Source organism: Pseudomonas sp. QE6 (genome assembly GCF_041379005.1).
In the GTDB taxonomy this organism is placed as follows: Bacteria; Pseudomonadota; Gammaproteobacteria; order Pseudomonadales; family Pseudomonadaceae; genus Pseudomonas.
This window is the reverse complement of the sequence record NZ_CP166873.1, coordinates 410,445-433,299: the sequence shown is the minus strand read 5'-3', so window position 1 is coordinate 433,299 and position 22,855 is coordinate 410,445. Positions and strand designations below refer to the sequence as shown.

Genomic DNA, 22,855 nt, shown 5'->3' with positions numbered 1-22,855 from the left:
CAGGTGCTGGCGAGGTGCATTGCCTCGGCCGAATTCTATGGGCGTTGGCAAGATTTGCATGAGGCGTGGGGCGCTGACAAGCCAGGACTGTATCGGCCGTCACGCAGGGAAGTTGAGGCGGACGCGGGACAGCGTCGATCGGAGTTGTGCGGACAAAAAGAAGCCCCGCCATCCGACGGGGCTGGAGAGAACGAGCGTGGCGTGCTCGTCGAGAGGAAAGGCCGGCGCGAGGCCGGCCTCTGCAACACTTACAAGCGCAGCACTTACAGCAGCAGGGTACGGATATCGCCCAGCAGGTCCGACAGGCGCTTGGTGTAGCGCGCGGCGGCCGCCCCGTTGATCACGCGGTGATCGTAGGACAGCGACAGCGGCAGCATCAGGCGCGGCTGGAAGGCCTTGCCGTCCCAGACCGGCTGCATGGTCGCCTTGCTGACACCCAGGATCGCCACTTCCGGCGCGTTGACGATCGGCGTGAAGCCGGTGCCGCCAATGTGGCCGAGGCTGGAAATGGTGAAGCAGGCGCCCTGCATGGCGTCGGCGGAGAGCTTCTTGGTGCGCGCTTTCTCGGCCAGTTCGGCGGCTTCGGCGGCGAGCTGCAGGAGGCTCTTCTGGTCGACGTTCTTGATCACCGGGACCAGCAGGCCGTCCGGAGTGTCCACGGCGAAGCCGATGTGCACGTACTTCTTGCGGATCAGCGCCTTGCCGCTGGGGGCCAGCGAGCTGTTGAAGTCCGGCATTTCCTTGAGCAGGTGGGCGCAGGCTTTCAGCAGGATCGGCAGCACGGTCAGCTTGACGCCGGCCTTTTCCGCGACGGCTTTCTGGGCCACGCGGAAGGCTTCCATCTCGGTGATGTCGGCCGAGTCGAACTGGGTCACGTGCGGCACGTTCAGCCAGCTGCGATGCAGGTTGGCGGCGCCGACCTGCATCAGTCGGGTCATCGCCACTTCTTCCACTTCGCCGAACTTGCTGAAGTCGACTTCCGGGATCGGCGGAATGCCCGCGCCACCGGTAGCGCCAGCCGGCGCGCCGGATTTGGCGCGTTGCAGTTGTTCCTTGACGAACGCCTGCACGTCTTCCTTGAGGATGCGGCCTTTCGGACCGGTGCCTTTCACCTCGGACAGCTCGACACCGAACTCGCGGGCAACCATACGCACGGCCGGGCCGGCGTGAACCTTGGCGCCGTCACGGCTGGGCGCGCCCACCGGAGCGACTTCCGCAGCCTTGGCCGGCGCGGCGGCAGCCGGTGCGGGAGCCGCAGCCGGTGCAGCAGCGGCCGGAGCCGGAGCGGCAGCCGGAGCTTGCGCGGCGGCCGGGGCGGCAGCGCCCGCGACCTTGAGCTTGAGGATCAGGTCGCCGGTGCCGACTTCGTCACCGATCTTGATCGACACGCTTTCCACCACGCCGGCAGCCGGCGAGGGGATTTCCATGCTGGCCTTGTCCGATTCCAGGGTGATCAGCGACTGGTCGGCCTCGACCGTGTCGCCGGCTTTCACCATGACTTCGATGACGTTGGCCTTGCCGGCGGAACCGATGTCCGGGACGTGGATGTCCTGGACGCTGGCGCCAGCGGCGGGCGCGGCAGCCGGCGCCGGGGCGGCGGCCGGAGCCTCTGCCTTCGGTGCTTCCGGAGCCGGTGCCGGAGCTTCGGCCTTGGGCGCTTCGGCGGCAGCCGAACCCCCTTCGACTTCCAGCTCGAGGATCTCGTCGCCTTCCTTCAGGGTGTCGCCCACCTTGACCTTCAGGCTCTTCACCACGCCGGCCTTGGGCGAGGGGATCTCCATGCTGGCCTTGTCCGACTCCAGGGTCAGCAGGCTCTGGTCGGCCTCGACGGTGTCGCCGACCTTGACCAGCAGTTCGATGACTTCACCCTGACCATTGCCGATGTCGGGTACACGAATCAGTTCGCTCATCGTGCCTCTCCTCAGCAGTCCAGCGGATTACGTTTTTCGGGATCGATGCCGAACTTGGCGATGGCTTCCGCCACGACCTTGGGTTCGATATCGCCACGATCGGCCAGGGCTTCCAGCGCGGCCAGAACGACCCAGTGACGGTCCACTTCGAAGAAGTCGCGCAGCTTGCGGCGGCTGTCGCTGCGGCCGAAGCCGTCGGTGCCCAGCACCTTGTACTCCTTGCTCGGAACCCACTGACGGATCTGCTCGGCGTAGAGCTTCATGTAGTCGGTGGAGGCGATGACCGGGCCCTTGCGGCCGCCCAGGCACTCCTCGACGTAGCTCTGCTTGGGCTTCTGACCCGGGTGCAGGCGGTTCCAGCGCTCCACGGCCAGGCCATCACGGCGCAGTTCGTTGAAGCTCGGTACCGACCAGACGTCGGCACCGATGCCGAAGTCGTTGCGCAGGATCTTCGCGGCTTCCTCGACTTCGCGCAGGATGGTGCCCGAACCCAGCAGTTGCACGTGGTGCGCGGCGTCCTTCTTGTCCTCGTCGAGGAGGTACATACCCTTGATGATGCCTTCTTCCACGCCCTTGGGCATGGCCGGCTGAACGTAGTTCTCGTTCATCACGGTGATGTAATAGAAGATGTCCTGCTGCTCTTCGATCATCTGGCGCGAGCCTTCGCGGATGATCACCGCCAGCTCGTAAGCGTAGGTCGGATCGTAGGTGCGGCAGTTCGGGATGGTCGCCGCCAGCAGGTGGCTGTGACCGTCTTCGTGCTGCAGGCCTTCACCGTTCAGGGTGGTACGGCCGGCGGTGCCGCCGATCAGGAAGCCGTGCGCGCGGCTGTCGCCGGCGGCCCAGGCCAGGTCGCCGATACGCTGGAAGCCGAACATCGAATAGAAGATGTAGAACGGCAGCATCGGCTGGTTGTGCGTGGAGTACGAGGTACCCGCGGCGATCCAGCTGGACATGGCGCCGGCTTCGTTGATTCCTTCCTCGAGGATCTGACCTTTCTTGTCCTCGCGGTAGAACATCACCTGGTCCTTGTCCACCGGCTCGTACAGCTGGCCGACGGAGGAGTAGATGCCCAGCTGGCGGAACATGCCTTCCATACCGAAGGTACGGGCTTCGTCCGGCACGATCGGGACGATGCGCGGGCCGAGTTCCTTGTCCTTGACCAGCTGCGAGATGATCCGCACGAAGGCCATGGTGGTGGAGATTTCGCGGTCGCCCGAGCCGTCGAGGATGGCCTTGAGGGTTTCCAGCGGGGGAACCGGGACCTGGAAGCTCTTGGCGCGGCGAACCGGCATCACACCGCCCAGCGCGGCGCGGCGGGAAGCCAGGTACTTGGCTTCGGCGCTGCCTTCTTCGGGGCGGTAGAACGGCAGGTTTTCCAGGTCGGCATCCTTGATCGGGATGTCGAACTTGTCGCGGAACGACTTCAGGGACTCGACGTCGACCTTCTTGACGTTGTGCGCGATGTTCTTCGCTTCGCCCGAACCGGTACCGTAGCCCTTGATGGTCTTGGCCAGGATGACGGTCGGCTGGCCCTTGTGGTTGACCGCCTGGTGGTAGGCCGCATAGACCTTGTAGGGGTCGTGGCCGCCACGGTTGAGTTTCCAGATCTCTTCGTCGGAGAGGTCCTTGACCATCTCCAGCAGCTCCGGACGCGCACCGAAGAAGTGCTCACGCACGTAGGCGCCGTCCTTGGCCTTGTAGTTCTGGTATTCGCCGTCGATGACCTCGTCCATGCGCTGCTGCAGCAGGCCGGCTTCGTCCTTGGCGAACAGCGGGTCCCAGAAGCGACCCCAGACCACCTTGTTGACGTTCCACTCGGCGCCACGGAACACGCCTTCGAGTTCCTGGATGATCTTGCCGTTGCCGCGAACCGGGCCGTCGAGGCGCTGCAGGTTGCAGTTGATGACGAAGATCAGGTTGTCCAGCTTTTCGCGGCCGGCCAGGGAGATCGCGCCCAGGGATTCGGGCTCGTCGCACTCGCCGTCGCCCATGAAGCACCAGACCTTCTGCTTGCCGGCGGGGATGAAGCCGCGGCTTTCCAGGTACTTCATGAAGCGCGCCTGGTAGATCGCCTGGATCGGGCCCAGACCCATGGATACGGTCGGGAACTGCCAGAAGTCCGGCATCAGCCAGGGGTGCGGGTAGGAGGACAGACCGTTGCCATCCACTTCCTGGCGGAAGTTGTTCAGCTGGTCTTCGCTGATGCGGCCTTCGAGGAAGGCGCGGGCATAGACGCCGGGGGAGGCGTGGCCCTGGAAGAACACCAGGTCGCCGCCGTGTTCTTCGGTCGGGGCCTGGAAGAAGTAGTTGAAGCCAACGTCGTACAGGGTCGCGGACGAAGCGAAGGAGGAGATGTGGCCGCCCAGATCCGGGTCGTTCTTGTTGGCCTTCATCACCATCGCCAGGGCGTTCCAGCGTACCAGCGAGCGGATGCGGCGCTCCATGAACAGGTCGCCGGGCATGCGGGCTTCGTGGGTGACCGGAATGGTGTTGCGGTACGGCGTGGTGATGGCGTAGGGCAGTTGGGTACCGGTACGGGTAGCCAGTTCGCCCATGCGGGTCATCAGATAGTGGGCGCGTTCCTCACCTTCACGGTCCAGGACCGATTCCAGGGCGTCCAGCCATTCCTGGGTTTCGACGGGATCAAGGTCTTGCATGGCTTGCTCCAGGGCGGAAAGGCTTCCAGAATCGGAAGCCAGTAGATCGTTGCCGATAGCTGCGCCAACCTCGTGGGCGACGCGGCGAATTCTTGGAAGTACACCGGGGGTGCGCCCGGCGGGTTGTAGTTTTACTACAAATCGCTGACAGATACATCCCTCTGCCAGAAAAAGTTAGTAGTAAAACTACAGGGGCGCGAAAAGACAGGAATGCCGGCGCCTCGCCGACCCCTCAGGATAGAACATGAGCCTGCCGTCCCTGGCCGCTGTGCCGGCCACCCTGAAGCCCCTCGCCGAACGGGCGGAGCAGAATTTCCGCACTGCGGTTTCCCAGCTTTCTCCCGAGCAGATCGCCAGTTTCGACGGATGGTCCGACGAGCGGCATGCCGATTTCGCCCGCGTGACCGCCGGCAGCGACTTCGTTGCCGAACAGGTGCAGCGTGATCCTGTCTTTCTATTGGAGCTGGCCGCGACCGGCGAGCTGGAGCGCAGCCTGCAACCGGGCGAAATGCGTGCGCAACTGGAAGCGCTGTTGCACGAATGCGCCGATGAGGACGAACTGGGCCGCCGCCTGCGTCGTTTTCGTCGGCGCCAGCAGGTGCGCATCATCTGGCGCGACCTGACCCGCCGTTGCGACCTGGCCGGCACCTGCCGCGATCTGTCCGACCTCGCCGACGCCTGCATCGATCAGGCCTACCAATGGTTGTACGCCCGCCATTGCCAGCAGTTCGGCACGCCCATCGGCAATCGCTCCGGGCTGCCGCAGCACCTGATCGTGCTGGGCATGGGCAAGCTGGGGGCGGGCGAGCTGAACCTGTCTTCGGACATCGACCTGATCTTCGGCTACCCCGAAGGCGGCGAAACCCAGGGCGCCAAGCGCGCACTGGATAACCAGGAGTTCTTCACCCGCCTGGGGCAGAAGCTGATCAAGGCGCTGGACGCCATCACCGTCGACGGCTTCGCCTTCCGTGTCGACATGCGCCTGCGGCCATACGGCTCCAGCGGCCCGCTGGTGTACAGCTTCGCCGCGCTGGAGCAGTACTACCAGGACCAGGGCCGTGACTGGGAACGCTACGCGATGATCAAGGCGCGGGTGGTCGGCGGCGACCAGGAGGCCGGCCAGCGCCTGCTGGAAATGCTGCGCCCCTTCGTTTACCGCCGTTACCTGGACTTCTCCGCCATCGAAGCGCTGCGCACCATGAAGCAGCTGATCCAGCAGGAGGTCCGGCGCAAGGGCATGAGCGAGAACATCAAGCTCGGCGCCGGCGGCATCCGCGAGGTGGAGTTCATCGCCCAGGCCTTCCAGCTGATCCACGGCGGCCGCGACCTCAGCCTGCAGCAGCGGCCGTTGCTGCGCGTGCTGGCGATCCTCGAAGGCCAGGGCTATCTACCGCCGCAGGTGGTCGCCGAGCTGCGCGAGGGCTACGAATTCCTGCGCTACGCCGAGCACGCCCTGCAGGCCATCGCCGACCGGCAGACGCAGATGCTGCCCGAAGACGAGCTGGAGCGTATCCGCGTGGCCTTCATCATGGGCTACGCCAACTGGTCGGCGTTCCATGAGGCCATCAATCACTGGCGCGAGCGCATCGACTGGCACTTCCACCAGGTCATCGCCGACCCCGACGAAGACGAGGACGGTAAGGTCGACACTACCATCGGCGGCGAGTGGATTCCGATCTGGGAAGAAGCGGTGGACGAGGAGTCCGCCTGCCGGCAGTTCGCCGATGCCGGGTTCGCCCAGCCGGCGGCGGCCTGGAAGCGTCTGACCGACCTGCGCCACGGTGCGCAGGTGCGCGCCATGCAGCGCCTGGGGCGGGAGCGGCTGGATGCCTTCATGCCGCGCCTGCTGAACATGATCGCCGAGCGCGGCCCGGCGGACGTGTTGCTGGAGCGTACGCTGCCGCTGATCGAGGCGGTGGCCCGGCGCTCGGCCTATCTGGTGCTGCTGACCGAGAACCCCGGCGCCCTGGAGCGCCTGCTGACCCTCTGCGCGGCCAGCCCGATGGTGGCCGAGCAGATCGCCAGGTTCCCCATCCTGCTCGACGAGCTGTTGAACGAAGGGCGCCTGTTCCGCCCGCCGCAGGCCGCCGAGCTGGGCGCCGAGCTGCGCGAGCGGCTGATGCGCATCCCCGCGGATGACCTCGAACAGCAGATGGAAACCCTGCGCCACTTCAAGCTGGCCCACGCCCTGCGTGTGGTGGCCTCGGAAATCGCCGGCACCCTGCCGCTGATGAAGGTCAGCGACTACCTGACCTGGCTGGCCGAGGCGATCCTCGAACAGGTGCTGGCGCTGGCCTGGGACCAACTGGTGCAGCGCCATGGACGCCCGACCCGCGTCGACGGCACGCCCTGCGATCCGGATTTCATCATCATTGGCTACGGCAAGTCCGGCGGGCTTGAGCTGGGCCACGGCTCGGACCTGGACCTGGTGTTCATCCACGACGGCGACCCGCAGAGCGAGACCGATGGCGAGAAGTCCATCGATGGCGCGCAGTTCTATACGCGCCTGGGGCAGAAGATCATCCACTTCCTTACCGCCCAGACACCGTCCGGTACGCTTTATGAGGTGGATATGCGCCTGCGCCCCAGTGGCGCTTCGGGCCTGCTGGTCAGTTCGTTGCGCGCCTTCGAGGCCTACCAGATGGGCGAGGCCTGGACCTGGGAGCACCAGGCGTTGGTGCGCGCCCGTGTGCTGGCCGGCTGCAAGCGGGTGGCCGGGGCCTTCGAGGCGATCCGCGCGAAAGTGCTGGGCCAGCAACGCGACCTGACCGAACTGCGCAAGGAGGTCAGCGAGATGCGCGCCAAGATGCGCGACAACCTGGGCACCCCCGGTACGGCCGCCGGCACCGCGAAAAATGCCTTCGAGGCCGCGTCGTCGTTCGATCTCAAGCAGGACGCCGGTGGTATCGTCGATATCGAATTTATGGTGCAATACGCGGCCTTGGCCTGGTCGTGGCAGCACCCGGAGCTGCTGGAGTTCACCGACAACATCCGCATTCTGGATGGCCTGGAGCGGGTTGGCCTGATGTCCGGTGAAGATGTCCTTCGCCTGCAGGATGCCTACCGGGCGTATCGTGCGGCGGCCCATCGACTGTCCCTGCAGAAGCAGCCGGGCGTCGTGAGCGGTGACCACTTCCATGCGGAGCGGCGCATGGTGATGTCGATGTGGAAGGCCTTCGAGCTGACCTGAATCGCTGCGGATTTCCCACGAAGTACCCAGCCTGCGGCAGGATGACGATCGCCGCAGCGGCTTGCGCTGTCGGCGTGCATTCGTTGTGGGGAGGGCTGGGTTGGGGAGTAATTGATGTCAGGAACAGGGCGCATGATGCGATTGCGCCATGTCACAGGGAGTGACGAAATCCGCCCGACCGGCGCGCCGGCTGGGCTAGACTGCCGGCATTCGATGCCCGGCACCCGACCGTAACGGCCCGCGCCGCACGGCTGGATGAATGGAGTACGGGGAGGCGAGAGCCTCCCCGGTCGTTTTTCGGAAAACGCATGAGAATTCTGATCGTAGGCCCCTCCTGGGTGGGCGACATGGTGATGGCGCAGACGCTGTTCCACTGCCTGAAGCAGCGCCATCCCGACTGTGTGATCGACGTGCTGGCGCCCGACTGGAGCCGGCCGATCCTCGAGCGCATGCCTGAAGTGCGCCAGGCCCTGAGCTTCCCGCTCGGCCACGGCGTGCTGGACATCGCCGCGCGCCGGCGCATCGGCAAGGCCCTCAAGGGACAATACGACCAGGCCATCCTGCTGCCGAACTCGCTGAAGTCGGCGCTGGTGCCGTACTTCGCCGGCATTCCCACGCGCACCGGCTGGAAGGGCGAGATGCGCTACGGCCTGCTCAACGACATCCGCACGCTCGACAAGGAGCGCTACCCGCTGATGATCGAGCGCTTCATGGCGCTGGCCTATGAGTCCGGCGCCGAGCTGCCGCAACCTTATCCACAGCCGCGCCTGTCCATCGAGGCGCAGAGCCGTGATGCCGCCCTGGCCAAGTTTGGCCTGAGCCTGGACCGCCCGGTGCTGGCGCTGTGCCCTGGCGCCGAGTTCGGCGAAGCCAAGCGCTGGCCGGCCGAGTACTACGCCAAGGTGGCCGAGGCCAAGATTCGCGCCGGCTGGCAGGTGTGGATCTTCGGCTCGAAGAATGACCATCCCGGTGGCGAGGACATCCGCTCGCGGCTGATCCCTGGTCTGCGCGAGGAATCGGTGAACCTGGCCGGCGAGACCGCCCTGGCCGAGGCCATCGACCTGATGTCCTGCGCGAGTGCCGTGGTCACCAACGATTCCGGCCTGATGCACGTGGCTGCCGCGCTGAACCGCCCGCTGGTTGCGGTCTACGGCTCCACCTCGCCGCAGTTCACCCCGCCCCTGGCCGAACATGTGGAAATCGTCCGCCTCGGCCTGGAGTGCAGCCCCTGCTTCGACCGCGTGTGCCGCTTCGGCCACTACAACTGCCTGCGCGAACTCAAGCCGCGTCCGGTGCTTGAAGCGCTGGACCGTCTGGTCGCCGACCCGGTGGACGTGGAAAGCGCGGAATGAGGGTGCTGTTGATCAAGACGTCGTCCCTGGGCGACGTCATCCATACCCTGCCGGCGCTCACCGACGCCGCTCGCGCCATTCCCGGCATCCAGTTCGACTGGGTGGTCGAGGAAGGCTTCGCCGAGATTCCCGCCTGGCATCCGGCGGTGGCCCAGGTCATCCCGGTGGCGATCCGCCGCTGGCGCAAGAACCTCTGGCAGACGATCAAGAGCGGCGAATGGAGCCGCTTCAAGCGGCGCCTGAAGGAAGTCGACTACGACCTGGTGATCGATGCCCAGGGCCTGCTCAAGAGCGCCTGGCTGACCCGCTACGTGCGCCGCCGCACCCCGGTCGCCGGGCTGAACCGCGAGTCCGCCCGTGAGCCGGCTGCCAGCCGCTTCTACCGCCGCACCTACCCGGTCGCCTGGGGCCAGCACGCCGTCGAGCGTGTGCGCCAGTTGTTCGCCCAGGCGCTGGACTACCCGCTGCCCAGCGGCACCGGCGACTACGGCCTGGATCGCAGCCGCCTGCTGGACTCGGTGGAAACCGAGCCTTACCTGGTCTTCCTGCACGGCACCACCTGGGTCACCAAGCACTGGCCCGAGGCCTACTGGCGCGAGCTGGCCGAGCGCATGGGCGAGCGCGGCTGGTCGGTGCGCCTGCCCTGGGGCAACGACGCCGAGCGCCAGCGCGCCGAGCGACTGGCCCAGGGCTTGGAAAATGCCTCGGTGCTCCCCAAATTAAGCCTCGCAGGCATGGCCAAGGTACTGGCCGGCGCTTCCGCCTGCGTGGCAGTCGACACCGGGCTCGGACACCTGGCAGCCGCGCTGGACGTGCCGACGCTCTCGCTGTTCGGCCCGACCAATCCGGGCTTGACCGGCGCCTACGGGCGTTCGCAGGTGCACCTGGCCAGCGACTGGCCCTGCGCACCCTGTTTGCAGAAGACCTGCACCTACCAGCCGACGGCCGAAGACAAGCGCCAATTCGACCTGCGGCATGAACAGCCCCTGTGCTTCACGCGCCTCAATCCGCAGCGCGTGGCGACGCAGTTGGAGGCTCTGCTGCTGGCCCCGGAGACGCTTCGATGACCCTGGCTTTCGTCCTCTATAAATACTTCCCGTTCGGCGGGCTGCAGCGCGACTTCATGCGCATCGCCCTGGAGTGCCAGAAACGCGGCCACGCCATTCGCGTCTACACGCCGATCTGGGAGGGCGAGATTCCGCCCGGTTTCGATGTGCGCGTGGCGCCGGTGAAGGCGCTGTTCAACCATCGCCGCAACGAGAAGTTCAGCGCCTGGCTGGCCGCCGATCTCGCGCGCTCGCCGGTGGACCGGGTGATCGGCTTCAACAAGATGCCGGGGTTGGACCTCTACTACGCCGCCGACGGCTGCTTCGAGGACAAGGCGCAGACCCTGCGCAACCCGATCTACCGTCGCTGGGGTCGCTACAAGCACTTCGCCGACTACGAGCGCGCGGTGTTCGCGCCCGAATCCAGGACCGAGATCCTGATGATCTCCGAAGTCCAGCAGCCGCTGTTCATCAAGCATTACCGCACCCCGGAAGCGCGTTTCCATCTGCTGCCGCCGGGCATCGCCCAGGATCGCCGCGCGCCGGCCAACGCCGCCGAGATCCGCGCCGAGTTCCGTCGCGAGTTCAAGCTGGCCGATGACGACCTGCTGCTGGTGCAGATCGGCTCCGGCTTCAAGACCAAGGGCCTGGATCGCAGCCTGAAGGCGCTGGCCGCGTTGCCGCGTTCGCTGCGCAAGCGCAACCGGCTGATCGCCATCGGCCAGGACGACCCCAAGCCCTTCCTGCTGCAGGTGAAGGCGCTGGGGCTGTCGGACAACGTGCAGATCCTCAAGGGGCGCAGCGACATCCCGCGCTTCCTGCTGGGCGCCGACCTGCTGATCCACCCGGCGTACAACGAAAACACCGGCACCGTGCTGCTGGAAGCGGTGGTGGCGGGGCTGCCGGTGCTGGTCACCGATGTCTGCGGCTACGCCCACTACATCGACGAAGCCAAGGCCGGCCGGGTAATGCCGTCGCCCTTCGAGCAGGACGCTTTCAACGTCCTGCTCAAGGACATGCTGGAGGACGATGCGGCGCGCGCCGAATGGTCGCGCAATGGGCTGGCCTTCGCCGACACCGCCGATCTCTACAGCATGCCGCAGCATGCCGCCGACCTGATCCTGCGGGAGCGCGCATGAAGCTCGAACTGCACGAGCCCTTCAAGACCCTCTGGGCCGGCAAGGACCCCTTCGCTGAGGTCGAGCGCCTGCAGGGCAAGGTCTACCGCGAGTTGGAAGGGCGCCGTACGCTGCGCACCGAAGTCGACGGGCGCGGCTACTTCGTGAAGATCCACCGTGGCATCGGCTGGGGCGAGATCGTCAAGAACCTGTTCAGCGTGAAGCTGCCGGTGCTCGGCGCGGGCCAGGAACAGCGCGCCCTGGAGCGCCTGCACCAGGCCGGCGTGGCGACCATGACCGCGGTGGCCTATGGCGAGCGCGGCGGCAATCCGGCCGCGCAGCACTCGTTCATCATCACCGAGGAGCTGGCGCCGACCACCGACCTGGAAGTCCTGTCGCTGGACTGGCGGCAGCAGCCGCCGGAGCCGCGCCTCAAGCGCGCGCTGATCGCCGAAGTGGCGAAGATGGTCGGCACCATGCACCGCGCCGGGGTGAACCACCGCGACTGCTACATCTGCCATTTCCTGCTGCACACCGATCGCCCTATCAGTGCCGATGACCTGCGCCTGTCGGTGATCGACCTGCACCGCGCCCAGACCCGTGACGCCACACCGCGCCGCTGGCGCAACAAGGACCTGGCGGCGCTGTACTTCTCCGCGCTGGACATCGGCCTGACGCGCCGCGACAAACTGCGCTTCCTACGCGATTACTTCGGTAAGACGCTGCGTGACATCCTGCGCGACGAGGCCGCGCTGCTGGCGTGGATGGAGCGCAAGGCGGCCAAACTGTACGACCGCAAGCAACGTTATGGAGACCTGCTCTGATGGCCGGCTGGGCACTCGAAGCCGACTACCGGCACCTGGCCGCCGACTTCGGCAGCCTGGATGCCGTGTTCGCCCTCGACGGCGATCGCATCACCAAGGATGCGATGTCCGATGTCATCCGCGTGGAGCGTGCGGGTGTGCGCTACTACGTCAAGCGCTACCGCAAGCCGGGCAAGGGCTTTCGCCGCTATCTGCCGCGCCCCCGGGTCAAGGCCGAGTGGCAGAACCTCAAGCAGTTCGCCAAGTGGGGCATCCCCACGGCGCAGGTGGTGGCCTACGGCTTGGAACGCGTGGACGGCGCCTTCGCCCGTGGCGCGATCATCACCCGCGAACTGGTCGGCACCGAGGACCTGCACGCCCTGGCCAAGCGCAACGACCCGCGCCTGCGCGACCGCGCCTGGGTCGAGCATGTCAGTCGGCAGCTGGCGAGCTACACGCGGATCATGCATGACCATCACTTCACCCATAACGACCTGAAGTGGCGAAACATCCTGGTGGATGAGGCCGGCAAGGTGTATTTCATCGACTGCCCGATCGGTGGCTACTGGGTCAGTTTCATGCTGCGCTACCGCATCACCAAGGACCTGGCGACCCTCGACAAGGTCGCCAAGTATCACCTTTCCTACACGCAGCGCCTGCAATTCTACCTGCTGTACCGGCGCCGCGACCGATTGAATGTGTCGGACAAGAAGCGTGTCCGGCAGATCGTCCATTTCTTCGAGGGACGCGAGTGAAGGATTTCATTGCCAGCGACGATCAGGCGCTGCTCGAGCGCAACGCCCTGGCCGATTTCGATGCCCTGTGGAACCTTGAGCTGCAGGCGGTGGACGAACCCAACACCGAGCGTGGTGGCTGGAGCAGCGTCTATCGCCTGGAACTGGACGGCACCGCCTACTATCTCAAGCGCCAGAGCAATCACCTGACCCGCAGCGTCCGCAAGCCCATGGGAGAGCCGACCTTCAGCCGCGAGTTCCGCAATATCCAGCGCTACCACCAGCTCGGCATCCCTTCGATGCAGGCGGCCTTCTTTGGTGCGCGGCAGGTCGGCGGCGAACGCCGGGCGATCCTGATGACCCGTGCCCTGGACGGCTGGCGCGATCTGGATAGCCTGTTGCAGGGCTGGTCGAACCTCTCCGCCGAGCGTCGCCAGGCCATCCTGCGGGCCTGCGGCATGCTTGCCCGTCGCCTGCACGAAGCCGGGCAGATGCATGGCTGCTTCTACCCCAAGCACATTTTTCTGCGCGAGACGGACGACGCCTATGAGGCGACCCTGATCGACCTGGAGAAGACCCGCCCGCTGTGGTTCGGCCAGCGCGACCGCGTGCGCGACCTCGAACCCCTGTTGCGCCGCGCGCCGGACTGGAACGAGACCGACGTGCGCAACCTGCTGGCGGCCTATCTCGGCACCTCGGCCAGCGGCCGCGAGGTCGATGACTGGTACCGCCGACTCGGCGCCCGCCGCAAGAAGAAGGAAGGCCGCGCATGAGGTTGTCTGCCCTGCGCGACGCCGGCCGCACTCCCGCGCTGCCGCTGCGCGTCGAGCTGGAGGATGGCGCCGGCGCCGCCGAACTGCGCCTGGACAGCCTGCTGCGGGTGCTGCCTGGGCAGCGCTATGTCGGCGCGGCCAATTGGCGCGGCCGCCCGGTGCTGGCCAAGTTGCTGGTCGGTGGCAAGGCCGCGCGGCATTTCCAGCGCGAGCGCGAAGGCGTGCGCCTGCTCGCCGAGCAGGGCCTGACCACGCCGGTGCTGCTGGCCGACGGCCTCAAGGACGGCGAGGGCGGCTGGCTGCTCTTCGAATTCCTGGATAACGCCCAGAGCCTCTGGGACGCCTGGCGCGCCGTGGAAGACCAGCCGGTGCTGTCCGATGAACAGACCGCGGTCATCGCCGAAGCCCTTACCGCTATCGCCCAGATGCATGCCAAGGGCCTGTGGCAGGAAGACCTGCACCTGGACAACCTGCTGCGCCACGGCGGCCAGCTGTACCTGATCGATGGTGCTGGCATCCGTGCGGAAACGCCCGGCCAGCCGCTGTCGCGCAAGCAGGTGCTGGAAAACCTCGGCGTGTTCTTTGCCCAATTGCCGGCCAGCCTCGATCCGTATCTCGAAGAGCTGCTGATCCACTATCTGCTGGCCAACGGCGAGCACGCGCTGCCGCTGGAAGCCCTGCAGAAGGAAATCGCGAAGATTCGACGCTGGCGCGTGGGCGACCTGATGAAGAAGATCGCCCGCGACTGCAGCCTGTTCAGCGTGTTCAAGGGCCCGTTCGGCCTGCGCGCGGTGCGTCGCGAGGAAGAGCCCGGCCTGCAGCCGCTGCTGGCCGATCCGGATGCTTTCATCGCCAAGGGGCACATCTACAAGACCGGTGGCGCGGCGACCGTCGCCAAGGTCGAGCTCGATGGCCGCCCCCTGGTCATCAAGCGTTACAACATCAAGAACCTGCTGCACTGGTTCAAGCGCTTCTGGCGCCCGAGTCGCGCCTGGGGCTCCTGGCGCGAGGGCAATCGCCTTGACTTCCTCGGCATCGCCACCCCGCGCCCGCTGGCGGTCCTCGAACGTCGTTGGTTCTGGCTGCGTGGCCCGGCCTTCCTGATTACCGATTACCTGGCGGGTCAGGATATAATCGCCCGTTTCAAACCCTACCTGGACCAACCGGAGGGGGGCGGCCTGCCGCCGGAATCGGACCTTGTGGCCCTGGACAGACTGTTCGCGGCGCTGGTGCGCGAACGCATCAGCCACGGCGACCTGAAGGGGCACAACCTGTTCTGGCAGGAGCAGGGCGAAGGCGGGCAATGGTCCTTGATCGACCTCGATGCCATGCAGCGCCACTCGCGAGAAGCGAGCTTCGCCCGCGCCTATGCCCGCGACCGTGCGCGCTTCCTGCGCAACTGGCCAGAGGGTAGCGCACTGCACCAGCTGCTCGACGAACGTTTACCGCGGGTGCCTGCGCACCCGCCCAGATGAAAGAGGCTAGACCCTGTGGCATTGACCATCCTCGGCCTGTCCGGCGCCGTAAGCCATGACCCTTCCGCCGCCCTGTACATCGACGGCAAGCTGGTCGCGGCCGTCGAAGAAGAGCGCTTCGTCCGCGACAAGCACGCGAAGAACCGCATGCCCTACGAGTCGGCCAAGTTCTGCCTGGAGCAGGCCGGGATCAAGCCGTCGGACGTTGACGTGGTGGCCATTCCCTTCGCCCCCATCAGCATCTTCGACAAGGCCCGCTGGCACTATGCCAAGCGTTACGCCTACGCGCCGGACCGCGCGCTGGACGCCATCCTGCTCGGCAACCGCCGCTACCACCGCTACTACAAGCGCATCCAGTGGTGCCTGCAGCAGCTGGGCTTCGACCTGAAGAAGACCAAGATCCAGCCGGTCGAGCACCACCTGGCCCACGCCTCCAGTGCCTATCACTGCTCGGGCTTCAAGGAGAAGACCGCGATCCTCGGGATCGACGGCAAGGGCGAGTACGCCACCACCTTCTTCGGCTACGGCGAGAACGGCAAGATCCACAAGATCAAGGAGTTCTACGATCCGGACTCCCTGGGCGGCCTGTATGGCGCGCTGACCGAATACCTCGGCTTCGACATGCTCGACGGCGAGTTCAAGGTCATGGGCATGGCGCCCTACGGCGACGCCAGCAAGTACGATTTCTCCCGCCTGGCCAAGTTCGAGAACGGCGAGCTGATCATCAACACCGACTACGCCAACGTCATCGGCTTCCGTCGCTACAAGGAAAAGGGCAAGGGCTACTACTTCTCGCCCAAGCTGATCGAGTGGCTGGGTCCCAAGCGTGAAGGCGACATCGCCGACGATCCGTACATCCACTACGCCGCCAGCATCCAGGCACTGTTCGAGAAGCTGGCGCTGGAGATGATGGATTACTACCTGGGCGACATCATCCGCGAGACCGGCAAGATCGCCTTCGCCGGCGGCTGCGCGCTGAACGTCAAGCTCAACCAGAAGATCATCGCCCGTCCCGAGGTCAAGGAGCTGTACGTGCAGCCCGCGGCCAGCGACGCCGGCACCGCCGTTGGCGCCGCCGCGTACGTGTCCTGGGAGCGCGGCGTGCCGGTCGAGAAGATGGAACACGTCTACCTCGGCCCGGAATACAGCAACGAAGACGTCATCGCCGCCTGCGCCCGCCACGAGGCCAAGCCGGTGTGGCGCAAGATCGACAACGTGCCCGAGCTGATCGCCAAGGTGCTGGTGGACGGCAACCCGGTGGCCTGGTTCCAGGGCCGCATGGAGTTCGGCCCGCGCGCCCTCGGTGGCCGCTCGATCATCGGTTGCCCGAGCGTGGCCGGCGTCGCCGACCGCATCAACGCGCAGATCAAGTTCCGCGAGCGCTGGAGGCCCTTCTGCCCGTCGATGCTGGATACCGTCGGCCCGCAGATGTTCAAGATCGACCATCCGGCGCCCTTCATGACCTTCACCTTCGAGGTCAACGAAGAGTGGAAGACCCGCGTGCCGGAAGTCGTCCATGAAGACGGCACCTCCCGCGCCCAGGTGCTCAAGCGCGAGTTCAACCCGCGCTACTACGACATGATGAAGGAGCTGGAGAAGCTCACCGGCAACGGCGTGGCGCTCAACACCTCGCTGAACCGCCGTGGCGAGCCGATGATCTGCTCGCCCACCGACGCGCTGAACATGTTCTACGGGTCGGACCTGCAATACCTGATCATGCAGGACATCCTGGTGGTCAAGGACGGCGCGGCGGCCTATGACTCGCTCGGCTGAACCGCGCGTCCTGCAGTTCTGCCACGGCTATGACGGGCCCTTCCTGGATTGCGCCCGTCAGTACGCCAGCCTGTTCGCCGGCACTGGCTACCGGGTCACCACGGTGTTCCTCACCGGCGCGCCCGATCCCGAGGTGGCGGCTGGTTGCGCCAGCGACGAAGTGCTGTTCCTCGACTACAGCTCGCGGGATATCCGCGGGCTGAAGCTCAAGGCGATCCGCGACCTGCGGGAGATCGCCCGCTCCCGCGATTTCCGCTTCTGCATTGCGCACCGCTTCAAGCCGACCTGGATCGCCATGCTCGGCACCCGGTTGCCGATCATCGGCGTGCACCATGGCTTCGGTGACTTCCAGCGCCTGGGGCGCAAGCTGTTCGCGCGCGTCTTCGCCCAGCGCCTGAGTCTGCTGGGCGTGTCCAATGCCGTGCGCGACGAAATCCGCGCGTGCCTGCCTGCCTGGCCGCAGGAGCGCATCGAGACCCTGTACAACCGGGTCGACGTCGATGCGCTGCAGGCCGCTCAGGTCGACCGCTACCCGGCACGTCAGCATCTGGGACTGGCGGACAACGCCTGGGTGGTCGGCAACGTCGGCCGCCTGCATCCGGACAAGGACCAGGCCACCCTGCTGCGTGGCTTCGCCCAGGCGCTGCCGCGACTGCCGCACAACAGCTTGCTGGCGGTCCTCGGCAAGGGCCGCCTGGAAGACGAGCTCAAGGATCTGGCTCGCGAACTGGGCATTGCCGAGCGCGTGCTGTTCCTCGGCCAGGTTCCCGATGCCAAGCGTTATTTCAAGGCGTTCGACGTGTTCGCCCTGAGTTCCGACCACGAACCGTTCGGCATGGTCCTGCTGGAGGCGATGGCCGCGGGGGTGCCGGTGATCGCGACCGCTGGCGGCGGCGCCGGCGAAGTGGTCGAGGGCGTCGGCATCCTGTTCCCGCTACGTGACGAGAAGGCCCTGGCCGAAGGCCTTGGGCATATGGCGGCGCTCGACCGCGGCCAGCGCGAGGCCTGTGCGCAGCAGATGGAGCAACGCCTGCAGACGCGCTTTTCCGATGGTGCGGTGCGTCGGGAGTTCTGGAGCTTGCCGCTGGTGAAGGCGCTCGTTGCCGAGCGCTGACCGTCGCTTTACCGCGTTGGAGGGACATGACGTGCGCGATTCGAAAGTCTTCTTGCTGGATTGCACATTGCGAGACGGCGGTTACTACAACAACTGGGATTTCGACGCGGATCTGGTTCGCGAATATCTGCAGGCTGTCGCCAGTGCGGGCATCGATTATGTCGAGCTGGGCCTGCGTGGCTTTCCCCGTCACGGTTTCCGCGGCGGATACGCCTACAGCAGCGATGCTTTTCTAGCCAGTCTGCCGCTGGTGCAGGGCGTCTGCTACGGCGTGATGGTCAATGCCAGTGAGTTGGTCCAGCATGCCGAAGGGCCGCTTGCTGCTGCTGCGCTTCTGTTTGCTTGCGCGCAGGAGTCCCCGATCGATCTGGTGCGCATCGCCAGTCATGCCCACGAGTTCCAGGCGGTATTGCCAGCCTGCCGCTGGTTGAAACAGCAGGGCTACCGGGTCGGCATCAACCTGATGCAGATCGCCGAACAGTCTGACGAAACCATCCTGCAATTGGCTGCATCGGCGCAGCAGTTCGGGCTGGACGTGCTCTATTTCGCTGACAGCATGGGCAGCCTTTCGCCCGCCGACGTACGCGCGATCATCGCCCTGCTGCGCCGCGAATGGGACGGCCCGCTGGGGATCCATGCGCATGATAATCGCGCATTGGCCCACGCAAACACGCTCGAAGCCATCGAGGCTGGTGCGACCTGGGTCGACGGCACCGTGCTTGGCATGGGGCGCGGACCGGGCAACGCACGCATCGAATACCTCGCCATGCAGCATGGCAAACGCAATCTCTCGGCGCTTCTGCAACTGGTGTCGAGGCGCTTCCAGCCGATGCAGCAGCGCTACGGCTGGGGCACCAATCCGTATTACTACCTGGCGGGAATGCATGGCATTCATCCCACCTACGTCCAGGAGATGCTGGCCGACTCGCGTTACAGCGATTCGGATCTGCTGGTTGCGATCCAGGCGTTGCGCACCAGCGGTGGCAAAAAGTACAACCCGGACACTCTCGAGGCATCGCGACACTTCTATCATGGTTCTCCCCGGGGAGAGTGGGCTCCGCAGGAGTGGCTGGCCGGTCGGGAGGTGCTGCTGCTCGGCAGCGGTGCCGGCGTGGCCAGGCACCGTGATGCCATCGAGCACTACATCCGCAAGGCCAACCCCGTGGTGCTGGCGCTCAATACGCAGACCGATATCTCTCCTGAGCTGATCCATCTGCGCGCGGCCTGCCATCCGTTACGCCTGATGGCCGATGGTGCCGAGCACGTGCAGCTGCCACAGCCGCTGATCACGCCGGCGAGCATGTTGCCCGAGGATGTGCTGAATTCCTTGAAGGGCAAAGCGCTTCTGGACTTTGGTTTGTCCATCGACAGGCAGGGCTTTGGTTTCCATGCCCGGCACTGTACATTGCCGACGTCGCTGGTGGCGGCCTATGCGCTGGCCATCGCCGCCAGCGGCAAGGCCCGGCGGGTTCTGCTGGCGGGTTTCGACGGCTATCCCGGCGAGGATCCGCGCAATGTCGAGGTCAACGACGTGCTGGAGGCTTATCAGGCTCAGCAGGCAGTGCCCGAACTGCTGGCGGTAACACCGACCCGCTATCAGGTTCCCTGTTCTTCCATCTATGCCCTTTGAGTCATCTATGTCCGCTCAGCTCGATTACGCCGTGATCATTCCCGCTCGCTACCAGTCCAGCCGCTTGCCGGGCAAGCCGCTGGTGGAGCTGAACGGCGTTCCGATGATCGTGCGCACCTACCGGCAGTGCCTGAAGGCCTGCCCGGCAGAGCGAATCTATGTTGCGACCGACGATGAGCGGATTCGCCAGGTATGCGAGGCGCACTCCATTGCCGTGCTGATGACCTCCGGGGACTGCCTGACCGGTACCGACCGTCTCGCCGAATGCGCGCAGCAACTCGATGCGGATGTGTTCATCAACGTGCAGGGTGACGAGCCGGTCTTCAACCCGGACGACCTGCTGCGCATGATCGAGGCCAGCGCCCGATGGCCGGACGAGGTGCTCAACGGATTCTGTGCCATCGAGCAGGAACTGCAGTTCCGTAGTACGAGCACGCCCAAGGTGGTCATGCGTCCCGATGGCCGCCTGCTCTACATGTCTCGCGCGACTATTCCCGGCACCAAGGCGGACGAGTTCATCAAGGCCTGGCGTCAGGTCTGTCTGTACGCCTTCCCGCGTGCCGCGCTCGAGGCCTTTGCCGCCTGCACGAGCAAAACACCGCTGGAGAGTCTGGAGGACATCGAGATACTGCGTTTCCTGGAGCTGGGTTGGGAGGTGCGGATGCTTGAACTGTCGCAGGACTCCATCGCCGTGGACAACCCTGAAGACATCGAGACGGCCGAGGCGGCCATTCGGGCGCGGGGACTGTGATGCTGCGCAATCTCGCCGACTACCGCTGCCTGGTGTTCGATTGCGATGGCGTCGTGTTGGACTCCAACGCAGTGAAGACCCGGGCTTTCCACGAAGTTGCACTGCCGTTCGGGGACAGCGCTGCGCAGGCCTTCGTCGATTATCACCAGGCCAACGGCGGCATATCCCGCTATCGCAAGTTCGAGTATTTCCTGCAGGACATCGTGAGGGCGGAGGACGTTCAGGCATTGCTCCCCGGTCTCCTCGAGCAATACGCTGCCGCCGTTCGCCAGGGATTGCTGGACTGTGCCGTGGCGCCGGGGTTGCAGGCGTTGCGAGCGCAGTTGCCCGATAGCCGTTGGCTGATCGTTTCGGGCGGCGATGAGGCCGAGTTGCGCGACGTGTTTTCCGCTCGCGGCCTGGACCACTTGTTCGATGGCGGCATCTTCGGCAGCCCGACGCCGAAGGACAGCATCCTTGCCCGCGAACTGGCCAGCGGCAATATCGCCGGCCCCGCCCTGTTCCTGGGTGACAGCCGCTTCGATTACCTGTGCGCCAATGAAGCTGGGCTGGATTTCATCTTCCTTGATGCTTGGAGCGAATTCCACGACGCAACCGCCTTCTTCGCTGACAAGTCCGTCACAGTGCGCCGTGATATCCAGGCGTTGCTCGGGATAGAAGAATCCCCATGAAGGTTGTGACTCTGGAGACCGGACCTTCCGGCGAGCGTACCTTGCACCTGCCTTCCGGGCAGGCGCGTCGTCTGCCGTCCTGGCAGCAGCTGCGCAACAGTCGCAGCGGGGCGGTCTTCATCATCGCCTCGGGGCCATCGGTGGCGGAGTTTCCCCTGAAGGATTACGCCCATGTACCGATGATCGCGATGAACGGCTCCATCGCCCGCTTCGAGCAGGAGGGTGTGCATCCGTTCTTCTACCTTTGCGACGATGCCGGTGTGGCCGAGAAGAAAAGCACTGCCGTTGCCAGTGGCATTCACCTGTCGCAATGGGCGGCGCTGGGGATGGAGGCCATGAAGCGGTTGTACGCAAAGGAGCCGCAGGCGCTACAGGCGGAGAGCCTTCTACTGATGGAACGTGTCAATCGTTGGGCGGATGTGCCCCAGCGCTCCGACCGCGCGTTCGCCTGGTCGGCCCGGAAGGACCCGGATTTCGTCATGAACTGGTCCCTGCTCAGCCAGGCTGCCAATCGCCTGGGTTTCAGCCGGAACTTCGGTCGGGGTTACTTCTCTGCTCGCACCATTGCCTATGTCGCCATTCAGTTGGCGTATTACCTGGGTTTCGACAAGGTGTTCCTCGTGGGCGTAGATATGAATTCGTCTCTCGGGCAATTCTACGATCCTGCCGGCGTCCAGGTAAAAAGCCGACTGGACGATGATTTCGACGGGCACATCCTGCCAAATTTCAGCCTGCTGGCCCGGCAGGTCATCGACTCCGGGTTCCAGGTGTTCAATCTTTCCCGCGAGAGCCGCCTGCCCGGCGAGCTGATCCCCAAGGTCAGCCTTGCTCAGGTCCATGAACTGTTGGCCTTGGCAACATCGCAACCATTGTCTCCTGAGGTGGGCAAGCCGGTATGAAGGTCCTGTTCCTGGTCCAGAAAGAACAACGTGCCATCCTCGATCGTCTGTATGAGGGGATCGCCGAGCATTGCGAGTGCGACCTGCGCTGGCTGACCAGTGACGAGCAGGCCAACCTGCGCCGTTACTTCCGCGAGCACGTGGATGTCTCGAAGTACGACCGCATCCTGTTCTTCCTGCGCTTCAAGAAGGAGATGCGCCAGGCTGCCTTCATCCGCAGCGTGCCCAACCTGGTCATCCTCGAACACGACGCCTACCAGAACTACATCCCCTGCAAGTACACCGGGAAATTCAGCGCCCACTACCGTCGCCTGCCGTGGGCACGGGTGATCAGCTCGGGCTTCATGGTCAGCGAGCGGCTGCGTCAGGAGGGCTTCGATGCGCTTTTCGTGCCCAAGGGCTACGACCAGGACCTGCTCCATGACCTGGGGCGCGAGCGCGATATCGAGCTGGCTTTCGTGGGTAGCACCGGCAGCGTTGCCTACAGTGGCCGCAAGGCGTTGCTGGACGAATTGGGCAAGGTGGAAAACCTGCTGGTTACCAAGACCAAGTCGGGCGAGGACTACCTGAACACCCTCAACCGCATTCGCTTCTTCGTCAGCGCGGATGTCGGCATGGGTGAGTACATGATCAAGAACTTCGAAGCCATGGCCTGCGGCTGCGTGTTGCTGGCCTATGACCAGGGCGAGGCAGAGAACCGTGCGCTCGGCTTGCAGGACATGCACAACGTGGTGCTGTACCGCGACGTTGCCCAGCTGCGCAGCAAGCTGCAGATGCTTCGAGAGGACCCGCAACGAGTGGCGCGGATCGCCGAAGCGGGGCGGATGCTGGCGCAGGAGGGTTTCGGTTTCGGGCAGATCGGCGCTCGGATCGTCCAGGCCATGACGCCTCCCCTGCGCGAGCGGCCTCAGCCCGGCATGCTGGAGCGCCTGCGCCTGGCGTTGAGGGTCTGACCC

Annotated in this window: 17 protein-coding genes; 15 read left to right on the top strand and 2 right to left on the bottom strand. The window is 65.3% G+C overall.

Annotated elements, in window-relative coordinates; genetic code table 11:
• Positions 1-263: 263 nt before the first annotated feature.
• Both aceF and aceE read right to left on the bottom strand, forming a co-directional pair.
• Entirely contained in the window at positions 264-1,910 is a 1,647-nt protein-coding gene (gene aceF / locus ACAW63_RS01985) for a dihydrolipoyllysine-residue acetyltransferase (RefSeq protein ID WP_371231308.1), read from the bottom strand.
• 11 nt (positions 1,911-1,921) lie between these two features.
• Positions 1,922-4,570 carry a pyruvate dehydrogenase (acetyl-transferring), homodimeric type gene (gene aceE / locus ACAW63_RS01980; RefSeq protein WP_371231306.1) on the bottom strand — a complete coding sequence of 883 codons (2,649 nt, stop codon included), beginning with the start codon at positions 4,568-4,570 and terminating at the stop codon, positions 1,922-1,924.
• 244 nt (positions 4,571-4,814) lie between these two features.
• Here aceE and glnE point away from each other — a divergent pair, with 244 nt between their 5' ends.
• From glnE to ACAW63_RS01905, 15 genes are all read left to right on the top strand, one after another.
• Positions 4,815-7,760 (top strand): bifunctional [glutamate--ammonia ligase]-adenylyl-L-tyrosine phosphorylase/[glutamate--ammonia-ligase] adenylyltransferase, encoded by a 2,946-nt coding sequence (gene glnE, locus ACAW63_RS01975; protein WP_371231304.1) that lies wholly within the window; start codon positions 4,815-4,817, stop codon positions 7,758-7,760.
• 308 nt (positions 7,761-8,068) lie between these two features.
• Entirely contained in the window at positions 8,069-9,112 is a 1,044-nt protein-coding gene (gene waaF / locus ACAW63_RS01970) for a lipopolysaccharide heptosyltransferase II (RefSeq protein ID WP_371231302.1), read from the top strand.
• Positions 9,109-10,179, top strand: coding sequence for a lipopolysaccharide heptosyltransferase I (waaC, locus tag ACAW63_RS01965; protein WP_371231301.1), 1,071 nt, complete (start codon positions 9,109-9,111; stop codon positions 10,177-10,179). The genes waaF and waaC overlap by 4 nt, the downstream gene beginning before the upstream one ends.
• Positions 10,176-11,297 carry a glycosyltransferase family 4 protein gene (locus tag ACAW63_RS01960; RefSeq protein WP_371231299.1) on the top strand — a complete coding sequence of 374 codons (1,122 nt, stop codon included), beginning with the start codon at positions 10,176-10,178 and terminating at the stop codon, positions 11,295-11,297. Before waaC ends, ACAW63_RS01960 begins: the two co-directional genes overlap by 4 nt.
• Positions 11,294-12,100: a lipopolysaccharide core heptose(I) kinase RfaP gene (rfaP, locus tag ACAW63_RS01955; RefSeq protein ID WP_371231297.1), complete on the top strand. Its 807-nt coding sequence runs from the start codon at positions 11,294-11,296 to the stop codon at positions 12,098-12,100. Before ACAW63_RS01960 ends, rfaP begins: the two co-directional genes overlap by 4 nt.
• Positions 12,100-12,834 (top strand): lipopolysaccharide kinase InaA family protein, encoded by a 735-nt coding sequence (locus ACAW63_RS01950; protein ID WP_371231295.1) that lies wholly within the window; start codon positions 12,100-12,102, stop codon positions 12,832-12,834. The genes rfaP and ACAW63_RS01950 overlap by 1 nt, the downstream gene beginning before the upstream one ends.
• Entirely contained in the window at positions 12,831-13,586 is a 756-nt protein-coding gene (locus ACAW63_RS01945; RefSeq protein WP_371231293.1) for a lipopolysaccharide kinase InaA family protein, read from the top strand. Before ACAW63_RS01950 ends, ACAW63_RS01945 begins: the two co-directional genes overlap by 4 nt.
• Positions 13,583-15,061: a lipopolysaccharide kinase InaA family protein gene (locus tag ACAW63_RS01940; protein WP_371231291.1), complete on the top strand. Its 1,479-nt coding sequence runs from the start codon at positions 13,583-13,585 to the stop codon at positions 15,059-15,061. Before ACAW63_RS01945 ends, ACAW63_RS01940 begins: the two co-directional genes overlap by 4 nt.
• 15 nt (positions 15,062-15,076) lie before the next feature.
• Entirely contained in the window at positions 15,077-16,834 is a 1,758-nt protein-coding gene (locus ACAW63_RS01935; RefSeq protein WP_371231290.1) for a carbamoyltransferase, read from the top strand.
• Positions 16,818-17,948, top strand: coding sequence for a glycosyltransferase (locus tag ACAW63_RS01930; RefSeq protein ID WP_371231288.1), 1,131 nt, complete (start codon positions 16,818-16,820; stop codon positions 17,946-17,948). Before ACAW63_RS01935 ends, ACAW63_RS01930 begins: the two co-directional genes overlap by 17 nt.
• 31 nt (positions 17,949-17,979) lie before the next feature.
• Entirely contained in the window at positions 17,980-19,578 is a 1,599-nt protein-coding gene (locus ACAW63_RS01925; protein WP_371231286.1) for an aldolase catalytic domain-containing protein, read from the top strand.
• A gap of 7 nt (positions 19,579-19,585) precedes the next feature.
• Entirely contained in the window at positions 19,586-20,329 is a 744-nt protein-coding gene (locus ACAW63_RS01920) for a 3-deoxy-manno-octulosonate cytidylyltransferase (protein ID WP_371231284.1), read from the top strand.
• Positions 20,329-21,000, top strand: a complete 672-nt coding sequence (locus ACAW63_RS01915) for an HAD family hydrolase (RefSeq protein WP_371231283.1) — start codon at positions 20,329-20,331, stop codon at positions 20,998-21,000. Before ACAW63_RS01920 ends, ACAW63_RS01915 begins: the two co-directional genes overlap by 1 nt.
• Positions 20,997-21,899, top strand: a complete 903-nt coding sequence (locus tag ACAW63_RS01910) for a lipopolysaccharide core biosynthesis protein (RefSeq protein ID WP_371231281.1) — start codon at positions 20,997-20,999, stop codon at positions 21,897-21,899. The genes ACAW63_RS01915 and ACAW63_RS01910 overlap by 4 nt, the downstream gene beginning before the upstream one ends.
• Positions 21,896-22,852, top strand: coding sequence for a glycosyltransferase (locus ACAW63_RS01905; protein ID WP_371231279.1), 957 nt, complete (start codon positions 21,896-21,898; stop codon positions 22,850-22,852). Before ACAW63_RS01910 ends, ACAW63_RS01905 begins: the two co-directional genes overlap by 4 nt.
• Positions 22,853-22,855 lie beyond the last annotated feature (3 nt).

Excerpts from the sequence above, each read along its gene's own strand:
- ACAW63_RS01910 (WP_371231281.1), top strand. The coding sequence starts at position 20,997 with ATGAAGGTTGTGACTCTGGAGACCGGACCTTCCGGCGAGCGTACCTTG.
- rfaP (WP_371231297.1), top strand. The coding sequence starts at position 11,294 with ATGAAGCTCGAACTGCACGAGCCCTTCAAGACCCTCTGGGCCGGCAAG.
- waaF (WP_371231302.1), top strand. The coding sequence starts at position 8,069 with ATGAGAATTCTGATCGTAGGCCCCTCCTGGGTGGGCGACATGGTGATG.
- ACAW63_RS01950 (WP_371231295.1), top strand. The coding sequence starts at position 12,100 with ATGGCCGGCTGGGCACTCGAAGCCGACTACCGGCACCTGGCCGCCGAC.
- glnE (WP_371231304.1), top strand. The coding sequence starts at position 4,815 with ATGAGCCTGCCGTCCCTGGCCGCTGTGCCGGCCACCCTGAAGCCCCTC.
- ACAW63_RS01940 (WP_371231291.1), top strand. The coding sequence starts at position 13,583 with ATGAGGTTGTCTGCCCTGCGCGACGCCGGCCGCACTCCCGCGCTGCCG.
- ACAW63_RS01915 (WP_371231283.1), top strand. The coding sequence starts at position 20,329 with ATGCTGCGCAATCTCGCCGACTACCGCTGCCTGGTGTTCGATTGCGAT.
- ACAW63_RS01930 (WP_371231288.1), top strand. The coding sequence starts at position 16,818 with ATGACTCGCTCGGCTGAACCGCGCGTCCTGCAGTTCTGCCACGGCTAT.
- aceE (WP_371231306.1), bottom strand. The coding sequence starts at position 4,570 with ATGCAAGACCTTGATCCCGTCGAAACCCAGGAATGGCTGGACGCCCTG.
- ACAW63_RS01960 (WP_371231299.1), top strand. The coding sequence starts at position 10,176 with ATGACCCTGGCTTTCGTCCTCTATAAATACTTCCCGTTCGGCGGGCTG.
- ACAW63_RS01920 (WP_371231284.1), top strand. The coding sequence starts at position 19,586 with ATGTCCGCTCAGCTCGATTACGCCGTGATCATTCCCGCTCGCTACCAG.
- aceF (WP_371231308.1), bottom strand. The coding sequence starts at position 1,910 with ATGAGCGAACTGATTCGTGTACCCGACATCGGCAATGGTCAGGGTGAA.
- waaC (WP_371231301.1), top strand. The coding sequence starts at position 9,109 with ATGAGGGTGCTGTTGATCAAGACGTCGTCCCTGGGCGACGTCATCCAT.
- ACAW63_RS01905 (WP_371231279.1), top strand. The coding sequence starts at position 21,896 with ATGAAGGTCCTGTTCCTGGTCCAGAAAGAACAACGTGCCATCCTCGAT.